Genomic DNA, 19,593 nt, shown 5'->3' with positions numbered 1-19,593 from the left:
AAATGCCGCCAGTGAATGGCGACATTTTTGCTTTAATTCAATTATAATTCAATGAAATGGTACACTGGAAATAGTCCCATTTGTCACCGTTTTTCTACTCTTTTACATCTTTTCAGATGGTTATTTTGTTTTTCCTAAGATAGTGAAATTTTTAAATGAATAAGATTTAATTATTAAATCTCATCATCCTCTATTAATTCATCAATAAAGAACACGATATCTTCACGATCATACTTGTCAGGGAACTGATATCCATTGATGATGAAGATAGGGGTAAAGCTTAATCCTGCATTACTGTTTTCTTTAGACATCTCTACTAATGGATTCAAATTTTCTGAAGTTACATTTCCTCCGGCAAGAACATTAATTTTACTTTCATCCTTGGTTTCAAACCATTCTTCTACCGCATGTAAAAACTCTTTTTCAGGTTTGTTATGATAAATATGAGTTAGGTCTGAAATAAGCTGTGTATATTTTTCAGGTGCTCTGTCAGGACTGTAATTGAATCTCATTTGTAAAGAAATATTATCCGGGTATTTCTCCAAAAGATCTTCTACCAGTTTATGAGCATCTTTACAGAAACCACAATATGGGTTGGAAACAATAGAAATACGAAGTTTGGCATCTCTTTTCCCAACAGCAAAAGTTTCAGTATCCTGAAATTCTATTTTTGGATTCTGCTCCATCTGGTTTTTGAAAAGCTCATAATTTCTTTTGAATCTGAGATTTTTCGCATTCGATTTTTGGAGTGCTTCTTTTTGTTCAAGAAGAGTGTTGAAATAAATAACGGCAGAGAATACAAGAGCCCACAGAATAACAGTGAGTAAAAGTGCTCCCACGCTGAAAGACAGATTCTCGAAAAACAAACTGCTTATTACTATTTGACCGACAAGAATTGAAATAATCAGCAGGCATACCCTACAAAATGTTTTTTCTACAAATGCCTGAATATATAAAGAGTATCCTATCGCCAGTACAGAAACGAAAGTGAATCCTTTTACAATATAGGCTGTAGCAGGTAAAAATAAACCTAAAACTGTAAGTCCGGTAAAATAGATCAGGGAAAAATCGGCAAACTTTAAGCCCAGAATACTGGTTTTATCCTGTTTAATAATCTTATCGCATGAATTGGCCGTCTGGCTAGCAGCTGTACCTCCGCCCCCGCATATACTTCCGATCACAGTAGATGTATTTCCGAATTTCTGATTGAAAATTTCCAGAGATATATATACTCCTGCCAATGAGAGAAGATTGAATATGGCTTCATAGATGGTTTGGCTTATAAGAGAATAGGCAAGCACAGCTGCAAAAATTATGTAAAGGACCGGCTTAAAATTGAATGCCAGCTTACTCTCTGCATTTTCCGTTTTCTCAAAGAGTAGTACAAAGTCTGTTGATTTATTATAAAGTTCTTCTTTACCGAAAGTTTTTGCTTTTTCTGAATATACCGAATAATTACTTCCTGATTTTTTTACCAGAGAAAATGAATTTTCAACAATGGCAATGAATTCTTCAGGAAGTTCGTCCCAGTATTCTTTATCCAGTTCATAAGCGTCATTTTTCACCCCCATAAAGTTGAGTGTATCACTAAAAGCCAATGCTGATGGGTAATTGGGGTGTGAGTTGAACTGGAAAATAAATTCCTGTTTATCTAGTTTAAGGTGGTTAATTAGTTTGTCAAAAATCATATTAATATTTTTATCTAAAATACACAGATGTTTTAAATATACAAAAAAAATTTTCCTTTATTAGTGAGATATAAACTGTTGTTGTTAGATTTTATTTGATCCTCAGTATTTTATTTTTCAGAATCCCAGGTTAAAAAAAATATTTACGTAGTTGGGTTTATTTAAAATCAAGTAATTGATCTTTTTTAAGTTTTTAAAGAGAATGTAAAGTAAAGTGCATTTTATAGAAACAAAAATGAACAAAAAATGGAGACATTTTATACCATAAAATATCATATAATTTTGGAAGGCAAATTGTAGAAATATACCCTAAAATATAAGTGATAACTCCAATTTTTAAAATGTCAAAAAAAGAACAAAAACAGAATGTTTTTTATTTAAACAATTGTTTTATTTTTTAAATTTTTTATAGGTTACATGAGATTTGACATCGTTTTGTATATTGAAAACCTATGTTTGATACGATTTATGATATCATGAAATGAACTCAAAAAAACTTAAAAAATCATAAAGTTTTCATAAAGTTTTAAAAAAGGGTAGAAATGTTTTTGTATTTATAAAATATGTCGTACTTTTACATCGCCTTGAATGAGGGAACAAGTCAAGGTAATAAATTTTTTTTCATCATTTGTGTTTTTAGAATCGTATCGCCTGATACGATTCTTTTTTATATCTATTTTTCGTAGTTTAAGAGGAGATCTATAAAGTAAGAATAAGTAACGGAACCTTCCTGCTGGTTACTCTTTAGAAACAGGTTATTGGTGAATCCAAAGAAATCATCCAGCCAGCCCTGATGACTGTAAACGAAGTTCTTTTCAAAAGCACGGTCCCTTTTCATAGCGGGAGAATAATGATGAAGAATAGCTTTTACAAACTCTGGGTCTTCTTCTACAATGAACCTTAAAAGACTTTTTAAAGTGAAAAATTCTGTACTGTATCTCAACTCCGGATTGCTGGAGTTAATTCCTATCAAATATCCCACAAAATTGGCTTCCTGCTCTCTTGCAAAACCCAATTGATGAGAACTTTCGTGGGCTGTTGTGAAAGGTATGAAAGTAGATGGCAATTCAGAGTTATACTGAGCTTCAGCGGTAAATGGATTGTAATATCCGAGAATGCCGGTAAAACTCATAATGTTTTTGAATAAGCTGGGCTTGATGTCCAGTATCTGAGTGGTTTTTTTATCCGAAATATAAGGTGGTAATTTTGCCTGTTGGCTGAGGATTTCCTTTTGTATGGAGGAAAGATTGGTGATGATAAAAACTCCCTGCCTATTTTCATGAACAGCCTGCCGGGTTGCCTTACATTTTTCAAGATAGATAAGAGCCAGTTTTTTTGCCTTGTCTACATTAGGCTCATCCTGGCTTGAAAGCTTTTTAAGGATCGGAGTCTGGAAATACAGCATTCCCCAAAACATCTGATAAATGAAATAAAAAATATTGATGATAATCAGGATTTTCACCATCGAATCATTCCTTCGCTTCCTCCTGAATAAAGAAGTTAAATAATATAAAAGGAAAATGCTTAATACAATATACGTCAAATCACCTACAGAAAAGGGAACCCAGCTGAATAATATCTGGTGTATTTCTTTCTGTAGTTCGAAAAAGTTCTCAAAAAAAGAAATCATTATCCTGGATTTTGAGAAACCATAAAACAAAAGAAATTGGGCAAGTAATACACCTGCCCAAAATCTTTTCTTCTTATATATTGTTTTTGTTCTGTTAATGACCACCACCTTTAGATATTTTATCAAGATCAATGCCCTGGGCTTTTAAGATTCCACTTACACGGATCGCATAGAATGCAAGATAAGCAAAACAAACAACTCCTACGATATAGCTGAAGTGAATGTTTGTGATATCGGCAATATAGCCCTGTATAAAGCTTACAATACCTCCACCCATAATCATCATGATAAGATATCCCGAACCCTGGTTGGTATGTTTTCCAAGCCCGTTGATTGCAAGTGCAAAAATACATGGCCATAAAGTGGAACAGAAAAGGCCTACGCTGGTAAATGCATATACGGATACCATTCCGGTCGTTCCCATCCCAATAAGTAATGCTGCAATTCCTGCTACTGAGAAAATTAAAAGCATTCTCGCTGGGTTTCCTTTGCTTAAGATATCACAAATGATCATTGCGATAATGATAAATCCGTATACATAGAACGGAGACAGATCGTGGTTGGCAATAGCATTTACGAATAAAAATACACCAAACGCCAGATAAGGAGCTAAGAACCTTAAGATCTTTTTGAACCCGGCATTCACATCAAATGCTTCGACAGCTCCTGTCCATCGGCCAATCATTAATGATGCCCAATATAATGAGATATAAGGGGCTACTTCTTTTGTTTCAAATCCAAGACTTTTTTCCATATAAGCAGGGAGGTTACTTGCTGTAGAAACTTCTACCCCTACATAAACGAAGATAGCGATCATTCCCATAACCAATTGAGGATACTGGAATGCAGAAGTCCTGTGCTCTCCCGGCGTTACATCATCAGTATTTTCTGTGTTTGTTGGAGTGATAGCAGGAAGTGAAGAGAATTTAAGCATTAAAGCGACAAGAGCAAAAGCTGCTCCTAGTATAAGATAAGGCACTTTTACGCTTTCAACGCTTGCTTCTGTATTGGCTGCGCTTGCAGAACCGAAAATGGCAAATGAAACAATAAGCGGCCCAATAGTAGTTCCTAAGTTATTGATTCCTCCGGCCATGGTTAACCTTTGTGAGCCCGTTTCCGTAGGACCTACCTCAATAGCAAGAGGGTTGGCAACAATCTGCTGAAGGGAAAACCCTAAACCTACAATAAATAATCCGGAGATCATTAAAGGGAAAGAATGCATATTGGCTGCAGGGTAGAACAATAGAGTTCCCAATGCGGAAATCAAAAGTCCTACAATAAGACCATTTTTATACCCGATTTTATTGATCAAGTCCTGTTTCAGGCTCTTTGATACGACCATATAAATTAAGGAACCTACAGTATATGCGACATAAAAGCATATCTGTACCAGCATACTTTCAGTTTGTGATAAGTTGAAGGCTTTTTGAAAAACCGGGATCAGAATATCATTACTGGCTGCTACAAATCCCCAAAAGAAGAACACCGTAACCAACGGAATGAATTGAGCCCAATTGGTTTGTTTAGAATAATTTGACATATTTATTATAGATTTCACAAACAAATATAGCTATTTACTTTCAACGGAATACTGGATTAAAGTTTTTTTTATTTCCGCATAAGCCTCTGCCTTCAGGTCTTTTGGCGAATCAGCAGGCTCTATAATTCCATTGAAATACACCTTTACTCTTCCGGGATAGCCTTTTGAATTATCAAACGGGAACATTTCCTTAAGTCCTATAAAGGTATAAACAGCGATAGGAGACTGATGTTTTGAGGACAGCATAAAAGCGCCATCCTTAAAATCATCCAGGATCACGGAAGTGTCGTCAGGTACGCCGCCTTCCGGAAAAATGGCAATACTATTGCCTTCCTCCATCTTTTCAGCGCATCTGCGGTATACATCGGCACGGCTTCTTGCACTCGCCCTGTCTACCATTACACATATCCTTTTATATATAGTTCCGAAAATAGGAATCTTTACCAGTTCTTTTTTTCCTACAAAACATATCGGATGATGAGGAAACAAAATGCAGACAAGCATAATATCCATGATGGAGGTATGATTGGAGATAAAAACATACGGTATATTTTTGTCTTTTTCCTGGGGAGAAAGTTTAATAAGGTCGTATCTGAAACCCATTCCGTAGAACATTCCGAAACACCATATTCTGACCAGTTTATAGCCATATTTATAATGTTTTTTATTAAAAGATAAAATATAGACCGGGATTCCGATGGTAACGGTCAGAAAAAATGCCAACAGCAGCAGCCAGAATCTCCAGAGATAGTTTAATATTTTTGTCACCACTTAACCGTTAAAAATTACTTTCTTTTTTACCGAATAATTCAGAATGGAAACCAGCAATATTGCTGCAATTTTGCTGATCATTTCCGGGCTTAAGGTATAAAAAAATAAATTGATATTATCTTTAAATATGAAACTGTAAAATACCTGAAAAAAGCCTAAGCTGAGCAGGGTCGAAAAAAAAGATACCACCATAAAATAAGCAAACTCCTTTCTCTTTGAATGCTTTCCTCTTTCAAATACAAACCAGATACTCAGAAAATAATTGGTAATAATCCCACAGCTTGTAGAAAAAATATTACTCAGAGGATAATGTATCCCATAAAAGTTGGTCTCCTTGGCAAAGAAATGCGGAAGATAGGTGCTGAAAATCTTAAAGCTGCCGATTTCTACAATGGCACTCAGTCCTCCGGCAATGATGAAGAACAAAACCTGTTTCTGGCGTAAGAGTATTTCTTTCATTTAATGAGTATAAAAACTAAATGTTTGTACATATTGTATGACGTACTGTAATGACGTATCATTCATCAGATAAACATCTTACCGGATTTCTAGCGGTAATGCCGGTTTTATAACCCCAACTATTAGATCGCTTCACAATATGAATATGCAAATTTATAACTATATGTTAAACACTGAAAAAAGTTGTTAAAATATTTTTTTTAATAAAAAATATGTCTAATTTTAATATTCAGAATGATGTAATAAAGACCTGATAATAAATTCATTTTCAACTCCTTGTGTTGATGGTTTTTTCTATCTTGTAGTGCGTGGTTAAGCGCATATACTCCAATATTTTATGACCCAATTATTAATAATATTTGTATGAAACGTCAAAACAAATACAGAAAATTCCAGCTTCAACAGAAAAATATTGAGGCTCTTGAGAAAGAAAATTCCCGCTTCAAAAGAGTGTATTCTGAATATGAAAATATGTCAAATGAACTGTGGAATCTTGAAAACTCCACTGGGGAGCCGGTACCTGACGATTTTATCAATGCAATGGCATTGCAGACTTCTTATCTGGAAGATGAAATAGAAGATTGGCTTTTACAGTTCAACGAAAAAAAAACACAGATCAAGCATTAATGATTTTAGACAGCTTCCAGATTGTTTTTAAATGCTAATTGAAGATAAATTCATAATTTAGCACCCTTAAATTAAAATCTAAAATATGGTTGCTATTGTAGATAGTGGTTCTACTAAATCGGATTGGGTAATACTTGATGACTTTAAGAAAGTTTTTCTGAAAACAGAAACAATCGGGTTCAATCCGAATTTCATCAACAGAGAACTTATCGCTCCTGAGATACAGAAAAATAGCAATCTGATATCCGTTAAAAACTCAATTACCAAGGTATTTTTTTATGGTTCAGGATGCGGAGTGAAAAAAAACTGCGAAACCATAGAAGAAGAATTGAAAAAGGTTTTTGGAAAAGCTGAGATTATTGTGAAGGAAGACCTTATGGCCGCTGCCTATGCTGCTTACAGTGGGAAGCCTGCTATCGTTTGTATTCTTGGTACAGGATCAAATTCCTGTTTTTTTGACGGTAAAAACGTGAAGATAGAATTGCCTTCACTGGGATTCCTGATCGGTGATGAGGGAAGTGGTAGTGCTATCGGGAAGCAATTGGTACGCAGATATTTCATGAAAAAATTACCTTCAGACCTTCACGCCGAATTTGAAGCAGATTATCAGCTTACCGTGGAAGATGCGTTGAAAAATATGTATCATACTCCAAGACCTAATGCATATCTGGCAAATTTTACCAAATTTGTAATCGAAAGAAAAGATCATCCTTATTTCAGGGATATGGTTTTTGACGAAATGAAAAACTTCTTTGAATACCAGGTTCTCCCTTATGAGGAAGCATATGATGCCGAGATTAATTTCATCGGTTCTATTGCCTATTATTATGAAAACACACTACGTTCTGTAGCTGCAGAACTTAATTTAAATGTGGGACATGTTGTACAGAAACCAATTGAAAGCTTAGTAGATTACCACATTAAATATATACTTTAACAAAAAACAAAATTTTATGTCAAGTAACAACAATCGTGACGAAAAGAACTTTAGCCAGGCCGCACTGGATTATCATAAAGCAGAACCCAAAGGAAAAATTGAAGTAATCCCATCAAAACCGCACTCTTCTCAAAGAGATTTATCTCTGGCATATTCTCCGGGGGTAGCGGTTCCGTGTATGGAAATTCATGATAAGCCGGAAACGGTTTATGATTATACAGGAAAAGGAAACCTGGTTGCAGTAATTTCTAACGGTACTGCTGTACTTGGGCTTGGAGACATAGGAGCTGAAGCTTCAAAGCCGGTAATGGAAGGAAAAGGGCTTTTGTTCAAGATCTTTGCAGACATCAATGTTTTTGATATAGAAATTGATGAAAAAGATCCGGATAAATTTATTGAAATCGTAAAAGGTATTGCGCCTACTTTCGGGGGAATTAATCTGGAAGATATTAAAGCACCTGAAGCTTTTTATATAGAACAAAGACTGAAAGAGGAATTGAATATTCCTTTGATGCACGATGACCAGCACGGAACTGCTATTATCTCTGCTGCAGCATTGATCAATTCTTTGCAAATTGCCAATAAGAATATTGAGGATGTGAAAATGGTGGTGAATGGAGCAGGTGCTGCAGCTATTGCATGTACCAAACTTTATATTTCACTAGGGCTTAAAAAAGAAAACGTCCTGATGTGCGACAGTAAAGGTGTAATTAACCATAAAAGAGAAAACCTTACTCCTGAAAAACTGGATTTTATCGCTCAGACTGATATAGAAACATTGGAAGATGCTGTAAAAGGATCTGATGTTTTCGTTGGATTATCAAAAGGAAACGTAATGACTCCTGAAATGCTGTTAAGCATGAACGAAAATCCTATTGTATTTGCTTTGGCTAATCCTGATCCGGAGATTGCTTATGACCTTGCCATTGAAACCCGTAAAGATGTAATCATGGCAACAGGAAGAAGTGATTATCCTAACCAGGTGAACAACGTATTAGGTTTCCCTTATATCTTCCGTGGTGCATTAGATGTACAGGCTACAGGAATTAACGAAGCAATGAAACTGGCTGCTGTACATGCGATTGCAGACCTTGCAAAAGAACCGGTGCCGGAAGCTGTAATTTTAGCTTACAATGTTCAGAGTTTGCAGTTCGGAAGAGAATATTTCATTCCTAAACCATTTGATAACAGACTGATCACAAAAGTATCAAGTGCTGTTGCTAAAGCAGCTATTGAAAGTGGTGTTGCAAGAAAAACCATTACGGATTTTGAAGAATATGAACACCAGCTTTTAGACAGAATGGGAAGGGATGAAAGACTGGTAAGAATGATGCAGAGCCGTGCGAAATCCAATCCGAAAAGAATCACCCTTGGAAATGCTGAAGAGTATAACGTGTTGAAAGCTGCTCAGATTCTTTATGAAGAAGGAATTGCTTATCCAAGCCTCTTAGGAGATAAAAAATATATCAAGGAGCAGATGGAACGTTACGGAATTACTCTGGATGTGCCTATCATTGATCCAAGTGATGATGATCAGAAAGAAAACAGAAAAAAATACAGAGAAACTCTTTGGAAACTTCGTCAGAGAAAAGGAATGAACGAGTACAAAGCTAAAAGATATGTTCGTCAGAGAGATTATTTCGGACCTTTGATGCTTAGACATGGTGATACGGATGGTCTTATCGTTGGGTTCTCTAAAAACTACACTTCCGTTTTACGTCCTGTTTTAGAAGTTATTGAAAAAGATAAAGGAGTAGACAAAGTAGCGGCTATGATGATGATCCTGTCTGAAAAGAAGCCTATCTTCTTTGCAGATACTTCCATCAATCAGAACCCAACAGCAGAAGACCTGGTGAATATTGCTAAAATGGCAGAATTTACAGTAAAATCTTTTGCTATTGAACCAAGAATCGCAATGCTTGGATTTGAAAATTTTGCTGCCATCTCCGAAACTTCCAAGAAAGTTGCGAAAGCAGTAGGAATTCTTCATGAAAAATATCCGAAAATGGTTGTGGATGGTGAAATTCAGCCGGATTTTGCAATGAATGCAGACCATCTGAGTGATTATCCATTCTCAAAATTAGGAACAACTCCGGCGAATACATTCATTTTCCCAAATCTTGAAAGTGCCAACCTTTCTTACAAGATACTGAGAGGAATGAAAGTTGCCCAGGTGATCGGGCCTATCTTAATGGGATTAAAGCAGCCCGTACATGTACTTCAGATGCGTTCAAGTGTAGACGAAATCGTGAACCTTGCTACAATTGCTGTTCTTGATGCTCAGAGAAGAGAGAAGAAATAACACATAAAATTATGGTATAACTGTATATCAGTTTTCATTTCTTTTATTTTAAAAAATGATACTTTAAACAGTATTCAGATAGTAAAAAGACTCCATATTTTGGAGTCTTTTGTTTTTCTGTTAATTCCTTGAATTCTCATTTCAAATTTAAGTTAAAAATCATTCGTACGTCAAATGAAAACATTAATTAGTTTAAATTGCTATATTTGGGAGTTTTAAAAATTAATAATGATATTTTCTTTACAAGGCACAGTTCAGGAACTTACGCCTACCTACGCTGTCATCAATGTGCAAGGAGTTGGTTACTACGTGGGAATCAGTTTGATGACCTCACAGACGCTGGTTTTGAATCAGCAGACCTTTTTATTTATCCAACAGATCATCCGTGAAGATGCCCATCTTCTTTTCGGTTTTAACACACGTTCAGAAAAAGAAATGTTTAATCTGTTAATAAGTGTTAATGGGGTGGGGGCTGTTTCAGCACTTATTTTACTGTCGACACTTAGTCTTGATGAGATTGCCTCTGCCATACTTTCCAGTAACAGCGCATTGATCCAAAAAGCAAAAGGAATAGGTGCAAAAACGGCTGAAAGAATTATCGTGGATCTTAAAGATAAAGTGCAGAAATTCAGCGATCCGGCTTCGAATATTTCTGTAATGGTGGATAATAAAATTAAGGAAGAATCGTTATCTGCATTAGAAGTTTTAGGGATTCCTAAACGAATGAGCGAGAAGATGGCGGATAAAATCATAAAACAAAATCCAAGCATCTCGGTAGAAGAGTTGGTTAAACAAATCTTAAAAAACATTTAACATTTGGTGGCGAATAATAAGCATCTTAACATATTTTTGTTCCTGTCGTTTCTGTTGATGTCTGTCAGTGCTTTGGCACAGACACAGAGAGATACAGCGATCATAAGAAAACAATATGAAGTGGCCGACCCTACAAGGTACGAAGCCTATTACGATATAAAAACCGGGATGTACTATGTATATCCCAAAATCGGAAATACCATTACAGGTCCTCCTACAGCAATGTCTCCGGAAGAGTATAAAGAATATATGCTCGCCACCCAGACAAAAGCTTATTATAAAGAGAAATCTGATAAATATAACCTCCTTTTCAGAAAAGACAAATCAGATGCCAGAAGAAAGGGGCTTATCCCTTCGGTAATGATCAACAATAAATTATTTGAGACGATCTTCGGAGGTAATAAGATTGAAATTATTCCTTCAGGATATGCATCACTTGATTTTGCAGGACTTTACCAGAAGATAGATAACCCGATGATCCTGCCGCAAAACAGAACCAGTTTTACCTTTGATATAGATCAGAGAATTCAGCTGGGATTATTGGGGAAAGTAGGGGAAAATCTACAGTTAAAGGCCAATTACGATACCCAGAGTGGTTTTGCCTTCGAAAACAGGATGAACCTTGTCTGGCAGGCAAAAGGAAGCTGGAAAGATCTTCAAAGCAAAGGCCTTGGAAATGTAGATAAACCTAACGAAGGAGGAGAAGATAAAATAATCAAAAGAGTTGAATTCGGTAACGTAAACATGCCGCTTTCAACCAGTCTTATCCGTGGTTCCCAGTCATTGTTCGGGGTGAAAACAGAATTCCAGTTAGGAAAGACATTCGGAACAGTGGTCCTTTCCCAACAGCAGGGTGAAGCTCGAAATATTGTAGTACAAGGTGGTGGTGTGATGAATAACTTTAAGGTCAATGCTATTGACTATGAAGAAAATCAGCATTTCTTTTTAGGGCACTATTTCCTGAATAAGTACGACGATGCTTTGATTAATTATCCACAAATTAATTCTACAATCAACATCACCAGATTAGAAGTTTGGGTATTGGATCAAGGGAACAGTAACCTGGCTTACCAGAAAAGCATTATCGGTATAAGAGATCTGGGAGAAGCAGCGGGAGGAGCTACTTTACCAGATAACTCTCTGAACGGATTATATGATAAAGTATCAGAAGTAGCCGGTACCAGAGAAGCTGGGAAAAATTATGGTACTATTTTCCAGGGACAAGTGCTTCCGGGAGATCCTACTCCTTATGACAACGGAGAACAGTTCATATACAATACAAAAGCCAGGAAGCTGAGTGCTAATGAATATATTTTTCAGCCGCAACTTGGATATATTTCATTAAACCAAAAACTTAACGACCAGCAGCTTTTAGCCGTTTCATACTCTTATACGGTTAACGGAAGTAATAAAGTCTACAAAGTAGGGGAATTTTCTGAAGAAAGCCCTGTACTGGTAACTAAAGTATTGAGAGTAAATAACAAGGTAAACACTCAGTCTCCGATGTGGGATCTGATGATGAAGAATATCTACTCTATTGACGCCGGACAGGTAGCGCCGGATGGATTTATCCTTAACGTATATTACAGAGATCCCAAAACAGGAGGTAAGGTAAACTATCTTCCGGACACTCCTGTAAAAGATCAGAACTTACTGAAATTATTTAACTGGGACCGCCTTAATATGAATGGCGATATTCAGAACAATAAAGACGGAAGTAAAGGAGATGGTATCTTCGACTTTGTCAATGGTCTTACTATCAGACCGGAAACCGGAAGAGTCATCTTTACCAAAGTACAGCCTTTCGGTAAATATCTGGAATCAAAGTTGGGTACAAGTGATCCTCAATATGTATTTCAGGATCTTTATACTAAACAGAAACAACAGGCGCTCTCAAGTAACCTTTCACAAAGGTATACCATGGAAGGGCGTTATAAAGGCGTGCAGGGGCAAGGTATTTCTTTGGGTGCAGTAAATGTTCCTCAGGGATCGGTGAAAGTTGCTGCAAACGGAGTACAGCTTACGGAAGGTGTAGACTATACCGTAGACTATATGCTGGGAACGGTGACCATCATCAATGAAAATGTAAAGCAGTCCGGACAGGCGATCAATATTTCACTGGAAAACCAACTGACATTTAATACCCAAAGAAAAAGATTCTTAGGGTTAAACTTAGAAAGAAGGTTCAGTGAAAACTTTATCTTAGGTGGAACAGTAATCAATTACTCCGAATCTCCATTGACGCAGAAAGTAAATTTCGGGCAGGAAGCAGTAAACAATACCATGGCAGGGATCAACCTGATGTACAACAATCAGGCTCCTTATCTTACAAGACTTACCAATAAAATTCCAATGGTAAAAACCGAAGCTCCATCCAACTTAAACTTCAAGATGGAAGCGGCCTACTTATTACCAGGACTAAATAAAGGAACCAATAACCAGTCTTATATTGACGATTTTGAACAGACAACTTCTAAAATATCACTAAAAGAACCGGCAGCATGGAGCCTAGCTTCAAAACCGGAAAAAAATACATTGCCACCATTTAATACGGTGCCGGCAAATGATGATATAACAAGTGGATACGGAAGAGGATTACTGACATGGTATAATATCGATCCAAGATTCTGGGGTGTCGGAGGAAAAGCTCCTGCAGGTATTACACCACAGTCTGTATCCAATCACGCTTCCAGAAGGGTGCAATATTCCGAAATTTATAACAACAGGGATTTCGTAGCAGGAGAACAAACCTTTACAAATACTTTCGATATTTCCTATTTCCCTAAAGAGAAAGGACCATACAACGTAAATCCGGTAACTGAACAGGCACAAAGCAGATGGGCTGGAATTATGAGATCCATCAGTGTTCCGAACTTTGTTACTTCAAACATTGAATACGTTGAATTCTGGATGATGGATCCTTATGCTGATGGTAAAACATTGGGGACTGATCCAAAGCTTTTACTTCATTTAGGAAATGTTTCCGAAGATGTTCTGAAAGATGGAAAAATGCAGTATGAAAACGGACTGCCAACGCCGGGGACCCCTTCTTCCACTACGAATTCAAACTGGGGAACTCAGCCAAAACAGCCTCCGATTTTATATGCATTTTCTACAGAAGGAGATGACAGAAGAATACAGGATGCCGGATATGATGGTCTTACCTCTGATCAGGAAGCCATGAGATTCGGAAATACATTCGTAAACCCGGTGACCAATATTGCAGACCCTGCGGTAGATGACTTTGTATTTTATATGTCTGATAAGTTTACAGGAAGCCAGGCAGCCTCAATTGTAGAACGTTACAAATACTTCAGAAACCCTGAAGGAAACTCAGAAGCAAACTCTCTGAATGTAGCTTCACAAACTCCGGATGCTGAAGATATCAACAAAGATTATAACCTTGATCAGACTGAAAACTATAACCAATATGTTATAAAGCTTGACCAGCCAAGTTTATCACTTGGGTCTAATAATATTGTAGATGTAAAAACAGTAAAGGCAACATTCCAAAATGGGCAGACTTCCGATGTTAAATGGTATTTGTTCAGAATTCCTGTGGCGAATTATGATAAAGCTGAAGGAACGCACGAAGATGCTGTATTGAATAATGTGAGATTTGCAAGATTAATGCTGACAGGATTTGATCAAACCTCTACTTTAAGATTCGGAACAATGGATCTTGTAAGATCAGACTGGAGAAAATATACCAGTAAAATTGCCAGTACAATTGTTTCTGGTTCAGAAGAGGGAACAGGTATTGTCACAGATCCAAATTTTGAAGTAGGAAGTGTTAATATTGAAGAAAATGCATTGAACCAGCCTCCATATGTACTGCCTCCTGGAATTGACAGACAGGTATTAAGTGGAAATGCCGGAGCTCAGAGACAGAATGAAGCTTCACTTTACATGAAAGTGAAAGACCTTAATACAGAGGCAAGAGGGGTGTTCAAAAATACCTCTTTGGATATGAGAAGATATAAAAAACTGAAACTGTTTGTACATGCTCATGATCCATCAAATACCATTACTGGTATAGAAGAGAAAACAAAGTTCTTTATCCGTTTCGGAAGCGATGCTACGGATAACTATTATGAATATGAATCATCTTTAAAAATGACTCCTACTACAGCTACGGCTCCTATGGAGATTTGGCCAATGGAAAATGAAGTTGATTTTGATGTTCAGAATTTTGTAGATGCGAAAATCAGAAGAGATAAGTCTGGAGTGAAAATTACTGAAAGAACAAAAGACCTTGTATATCAGGAGCCCTATAAAAATATTTATATCAAAGGTAGACCAAGTTTAGGAAATATTACCACGATTATGATTGGGGTAAGAAATGCTGATCCAAGAGGAAACTCTACTATAACAAGAGTTCTTTGGGTTAACGAAATCCGTCTTTCTGAAATTGAGAATGATGGAGGATATGCAGGTAATGCCAGCTTAAACTTTAATATGGGAGATTTGGCAACCGTGAATGCCAATGCTTCCTATACATCTGTTGGTTTTGGGAATATCGATTCAAAACCTGCGGAAAGAACCCAGTCTACCCAATCAGCATTCAGTATTAATACTGCGATCAATGTAGACAAATTCCTTCCTGAAAAAACCGGAGTGAAAATTCCGTTAAACTATTCTTATTCACAGACTATCGAAGATCCGAAATACAATCCTCTGGACACCGATGTGGAATTCAGCAAGGCTCCTAATAAAGATCAGCTGAAAAAAGTCGCGAGAACTTATACTCAGCAGAGAAGTATAGGAGTTGTGAATATGCATAAGGAAAGAGTAAATCCAAATAAGAAGCCTAAATTCTATGATATCGAAAACGTTTCTGTAACGGCTGTTTATAATGATGACTATTACAGAGATATTTATACCAAAAGAAACTACAGACAGTATCTGAGAGGGTATATTGATTACAACTATACATTTAAACCATGGGTGATCAAGCCGTTCAACAAAATGATCAGTGATACGGCGAAATCTACAAAGTATCTGAGATGGGTGAAGGAATTCAACTTTAATCCAATACCTACAAGAATCTCTTTCAGAACTGAAATCGACAGAAATTATAACGAGCTTGAGTTCAGAAATGTGGAAGCGATCCTGAATGGTGACATGAACAGTAATTTCGATGCCATTAGAAACAGAAATTTCTTCTTTGGATGGCAGTACGGATTAGGATTCAATTTCACAAAATCATTAAAACTGGAAATCAATTCTGCAACCAGAACCCTTAATGATAATCTGGATGTAAATTCAATGGATAATAAGTCGATCTTCGGAAACGTATTCAGAGCAGGAAGACCGGTATTGTACAACCACAGAGCTCAGCTGAATTATAAACTGCCGTTCCAGTATCTGCCTTATCTGGATTTCATTGATGCAGAAGTAGGATATGGATTTACTTATAACTGGGCAGCAAGATCTACCTCATTGCTTGGATTTGTAGATCCTAACACGAATCAGCCGGCAAGTTTAGGGTCTGTTGGTCAGAATACAAACGTTATTCAGGCAACAGCTTCAGCAGATCTTCCTAAGTTCTTCGGCCAGTTTAGCTATTTCAAAAACATCAATGCCAAACTTCAGAAACGCAGACAGGAGATGGACTCTCTGAATAATGTATATTCAAAGCAGTGGGAGAAGAACAGATACAGGTATAAGAAATATAAATTTAAAAACAGACTTACTCCACTTCAAAGTGCAGCATTCTTCCTGACTTCTTTCAAACAGCTGAATGTAAGTTACAATGAAACGAACGGAACAGTGCTTCCGGGGCTAATATCAGCTCCGAACTGGTATGGATACGGACAGACACTGGGAGGACCAACAATCGGGTTCCTTTTAGGATCGCAGGCTGATATCAGAAGAACTGTAATGGAAAACGGATGGGTAAGTGGTTCCAATTACATGACAGACCCATACGTAAGAATGTCTACCAAAGAATTGAGAGCAGACTTACAGGTGATGCCTATGAATGATTTAAGGGTTGACCTTAATGTATTGCATACCTTTAACAGTAACTTCTCACATACAGGATTCAATTATACCAATAACGGAGTTCCGGATCCTGACTTTACATTTGCCAGTGAACTGACAACCTATTCTAATACAACAATGCTTCTTGGTACGTCATTTAAAGATGGACAGGCAGTTTACCAGGCAATCAGAGAAAATGCAAGAGCACTTTCTCAACAGTTAGGAGGTTCGGGAGCTGTATTGGATAACAATGGATTTGCTCAGCATTATAGCATCGGAAATGCCTATGTCTTGATTCCTGCCTTTAGAGCAGCTATGGAAGGAAAATCTGTGACACCGATGACCAATCCTAAAAAATCAGGATTCCCATTACCAAACTGGAGAATTACGTATTCAGGATTAAAAAATATCCCGATGATCAGCGGACAGTTTACGAAGTTTGACATCTTACATGCTTATACCGCGACCTATACTGCAACGGGTATCCAAAGCAATGTAGATTATCATGACAATCCAAACGGGTATTATCAGACGGTAGATGGCGCTGGAAATGTAATCAAAAATGCAGGGGATAAAATCAACCCATATACCTTTGCACAGGTGGGATATGTAGAATCTTTCTCACCGCTTATTGGAGTGGATGTTACCATGAGAAATAATATGCAGTTTGGGATACAGTATAACAGAACCAGAATGATGGTGTTGGGATTGGTAAACCAGACGCTTACCGAAGATGCCAATACAGAATATGTAGTAAGACTGGGATATATTGTACGAAACTTCAGATTAGGAACTGCCAATATCAGAGGAAGAGGAACAAGAGGAAAAGGAAGTGATCTTAACATCAGAGGAGATATTTCATTAAGAGACAGTAAAACATCCATTATGAATATCCTGCTGAATGATGCACAGGTGACAGGAGGGCAAAGACTGATGAATATCAAACTTTCAGCAGACTACAATGTTTCTGAGAATCTGAATCTGAGGGTATTCTACGAACAGATGACCTCAAAGTATAAGATTTCCACAGCATTCCCGCTGTCTACGATCAGAGCAGGTATTTCAGCCACATTCACATTCGGTGAATCCGGAGGTGGATTCTAAAAATAATACAAACCTAAAAGTCCTTCAGTTTTGAAGGACTTTTTTTATATCCAATATTTGAAGCTACTATATTTTTGAATACATTTGTACAAAATAAAAATTAAAAAATGAACACACCATCAGAATTAAAGTACACCAAAGATCACGAATGGATCAGGATCGAAGGTAACGTTGCTACAATCGGTATTACAGACTTCGCTCAGGGAGAACTTGGAGACATCGTATATGTAGACGTAGATACTCTAGACGATGAGCTTAATGGAGGAGACGTTTTCGGAAGTGTAGAAGCGGTAAAGACTGTTTCAGATCTATTCTTGCCTATCTCAGGGAAGGTTATTGAATTCAATTCAGACCTGGAAGACCAGCCTGAATTGTTGAATACAGATCCTTATGGAGACGGATGGATTATCAAATTGGAAATTGCTGATGGAGCAGATCAGTCAGAGTTACTTTCTGCAGATGATTACAAAGCGATCATTGGATAAGATTTCAAAAATATTCAGTAAGATTTTGCCCATTTATTGGGCATTTCTTACTTATATGCTTCTCAAGCCCGGAGAAGAAAACCATGAATATTGGTTTATGTTCACCGGTATCGACAAAGTTCTGCATTTAAGTATATTTGCAGCCTTAGGTTTCTTTTTTATTGCCACATTCCCTAAAATAAAATTTGCATACTTTTTTCAGACCATCCTTCTTTATGCCTTCCTTACCGAAATTCTACAGGAAGAAATGGGATTAGGCAGATCTATGGAAACACTGGATATCGTAGCAGATACCATCGGGTGTCTCCTAGGCTACTATGCTTATAAGATATTCGTCAGACGTTTTTTCTGATCATTCCTTTGAGAACAGTTAGTCATTTCATATTATTGTCAATATAAACTTTCCATTTCCACTCTCAAACCCTTTAACTCTATCAGGAGCTGTTTCCCGCTATCCACTCATACTCCTCACGCCAATGCTGTTACCTGGCGTAGCCTAAGAGTCCATCGCCTGTTGCGGGGTAACCGTTTCTATCGGGGCTAGGGCAGGGGGCCAATATTACAATGGTGGGTGATTGTTATAAGCAATAGCTGTTCTCCTCTGTAATTATAATATATATGATAAGCAGAAGGCCTGTCCTCACTCTATTCTCTTGAGTCTAATCAAATGAATTAAATATCTTCATTGGCTTCAGCCCAAACTTACAAAGCACAATGCAATATATAATAGTACCTCTAACACATATCAAAATACCTATTATATTATGCCCAAACCCTGCCGGAGTTCTTTCAAAGAGACAATTCCCTATTGTGGATAAGTGTTGGTAATTATGTAAGTATAAATAAAACAATTAGTTAAATCTTTAATTTATCCACAATAGGTTATTTGATATAAAATTTAAGTTCAATAAACTTGTTTTGCGTTGTATGAAGTTACTATCTTTGCCCCACTGAAAACGAGAGTAGATCAGTAGCGCAGAAGAGCCTTTAGATGGGCAAAAACATTATTACTTCAAAAAGGAAACAGACGGAAAAAACTTTAAAACTTTTTTTAAAAAAGAGTTGCGAGATAAAAAAGAGTTTGTATCTTTGCAGTCCCAATTAAGGGAGCGCAGGAGTAGGATGATTGAGGTTTGGTAAAGGAATTAAGGTTACTTAAAAAACTTTAAAATTTTCTTTAGAAACATTTGGTCATTAAGAAATAAAGTTTTACTTTTGCACTCGCAAATACGGAGCGACACTGACAGAGAGA

The 19,593-nt window shown here is 36.9% G+C and carries 12 protein-coding genes; 7 read left to right on the top strand and 5 right to left on the bottom strand.

What is annotated here, in order from left to right; translation table 11 throughout:
* Nucleotides 1–173: 173 nt before the first annotated feature.
* From CRS_RS21955 to CRS_RS21935, 5 genes are all read right to left on the bottom strand, one after another.
* The gene (locus tag CRS_RS21955; RefSeq protein WP_142726090.1) at nt 174–1,688 is read right to left on the bottom strand and encodes a thioredoxin domain-containing protein; all 1,515 of its coding nucleotides are present in this window, start codon (nt 1,686–1,688) and stop codon (nt 174–176) included.
* 673 nt (nt 1,689–2,361) lie between these two features.
* On the bottom strand, nt 2,362–3,321 hold the full coding sequence (locus CRS_RS21950) for a DUF3810 domain-containing protein (protein WP_228451326.1): 960 nt from the start codon (nt 3,319–3,321) through the stop codon (nt 2,362–2,364).
* A 91-nt stretch (nt 3,322–3,412) separates the two neighbouring features.
* Nucleotides 3,413–4,858, bottom strand: a complete 1,446-nt coding sequence (locus CRS_RS21945) for an MFS transporter (RefSeq protein WP_142726088.1) — start codon at nt 4,856–4,858, stop codon at nt 3,413–3,415.
* Between the two features lie 30 nt (nt 4,859–4,888).
* Nucleotides 4,889–5,626 (bottom strand): 1-acyl-sn-glycerol-3-phosphate acyltransferase, encoded by a 738-nt coding sequence (locus tag CRS_RS21940; RefSeq protein ID WP_142726087.1) that lies wholly within the window; start codon nt 5,624–5,626, stop codon nt 4,889–4,891.
* Between the two features lie 3 nt (nt 5,627–5,629).
* Complete coding sequence (locus tag CRS_RS21935) at nt 5,630–6,088, bottom strand: GtrA family protein (RefSeq protein WP_142726086.1); 459 nt, start codon at nt 6,086–6,088, stop codon at nt 5,630–5,632.
* 363 nt (nt 6,089–6,451) lie between these two features.
* On the opposite strand from CRS_RS21935, the gene CRS_RS21930 reads away from it, so the two are divergent.
* The 7 genes from CRS_RS21930 (at nt 6,452) to CRS_RS21900 (ending at nt 18,693) form a co-directional block, all read left to right on the top strand.
* Nucleotides 6,452–6,715: a hypothetical protein gene (locus CRS_RS21930; RefSeq protein WP_142726085.1), complete on the top strand. Its 264-nt coding sequence runs from the start codon at nt 6,452–6,454 to the stop codon at nt 6,713–6,715.
* 85 nt (nt 6,716–6,800) lie between these two features.
* Nucleotides 6,801–7,652, top strand: coding sequence for an ATPase (locus tag CRS_RS21925; RefSeq protein WP_142726084.1), 852 nt, complete (start codon nt 6,801–6,803; stop codon nt 7,650–7,652).
* 16 nt (nt 7,653–7,668) lie between these two features.
* Complete coding sequence (locus CRS_RS21920) at nt 7,669–9,954, top strand: NADP-dependent malic enzyme (protein ID WP_142726083.1); 2,286 nt, start codon at nt 7,669–7,671, stop codon at nt 9,952–9,954.
* 228 nt (nt 9,955–10,182) lie between these two features.
* The gene (gene ruvA / locus CRS_RS21915) at nt 10,183–10,767 is read left to right on the top strand and encodes a Holliday junction branch migration protein RuvA (protein ID WP_142726082.1); all 585 of its coding nucleotides are present in this window, start codon (nt 10,183–10,185) and stop codon (nt 10,765–10,767) included.
* Between the two features lie 57 nt (nt 10,768–10,824).
* Entirely contained in the window at nt 10,825–17,856 is a 7,032-nt protein-coding gene (sprA, locus tag CRS_RS21910) for a cell surface protein SprA (RefSeq protein ID WP_142726178.1), read from the top strand.
* Between the two features lie 107 nt (nt 17,857–17,963).
* Complete coding sequence (gene gcvH, locus CRS_RS21905; RefSeq protein WP_142726081.1) at nt 17,964–18,341, top strand: glycine cleavage system protein GcvH; 378 nt, start codon at nt 17,964–17,966, stop codon at nt 18,339–18,341.
* Complete coding sequence (locus tag CRS_RS21900; RefSeq protein WP_142726080.1) at nt 18,316–18,693, top strand: VanZ family protein; 378 nt, start codon at nt 18,316–18,318, stop codon at nt 18,691–18,693. Before gcvH ends, CRS_RS21900 begins: the two co-directional genes overlap by 26 nt.
* Nucleotides 18,694–19,593: the final 900 nt, after the last annotated feature.

It is taken from the genome of Chryseobacterium sp. ON_d1, assembly GCF_006829085.1.
Classification (GTDB): domain Bacteria; phylum Bacteroidota; class Bacteroidia; order Flavobacteriales; family Weeksellaceae; genus Chryseobacterium.
This window is presented reverse-complemented; position numbering and strand designations above follow the sequence as displayed.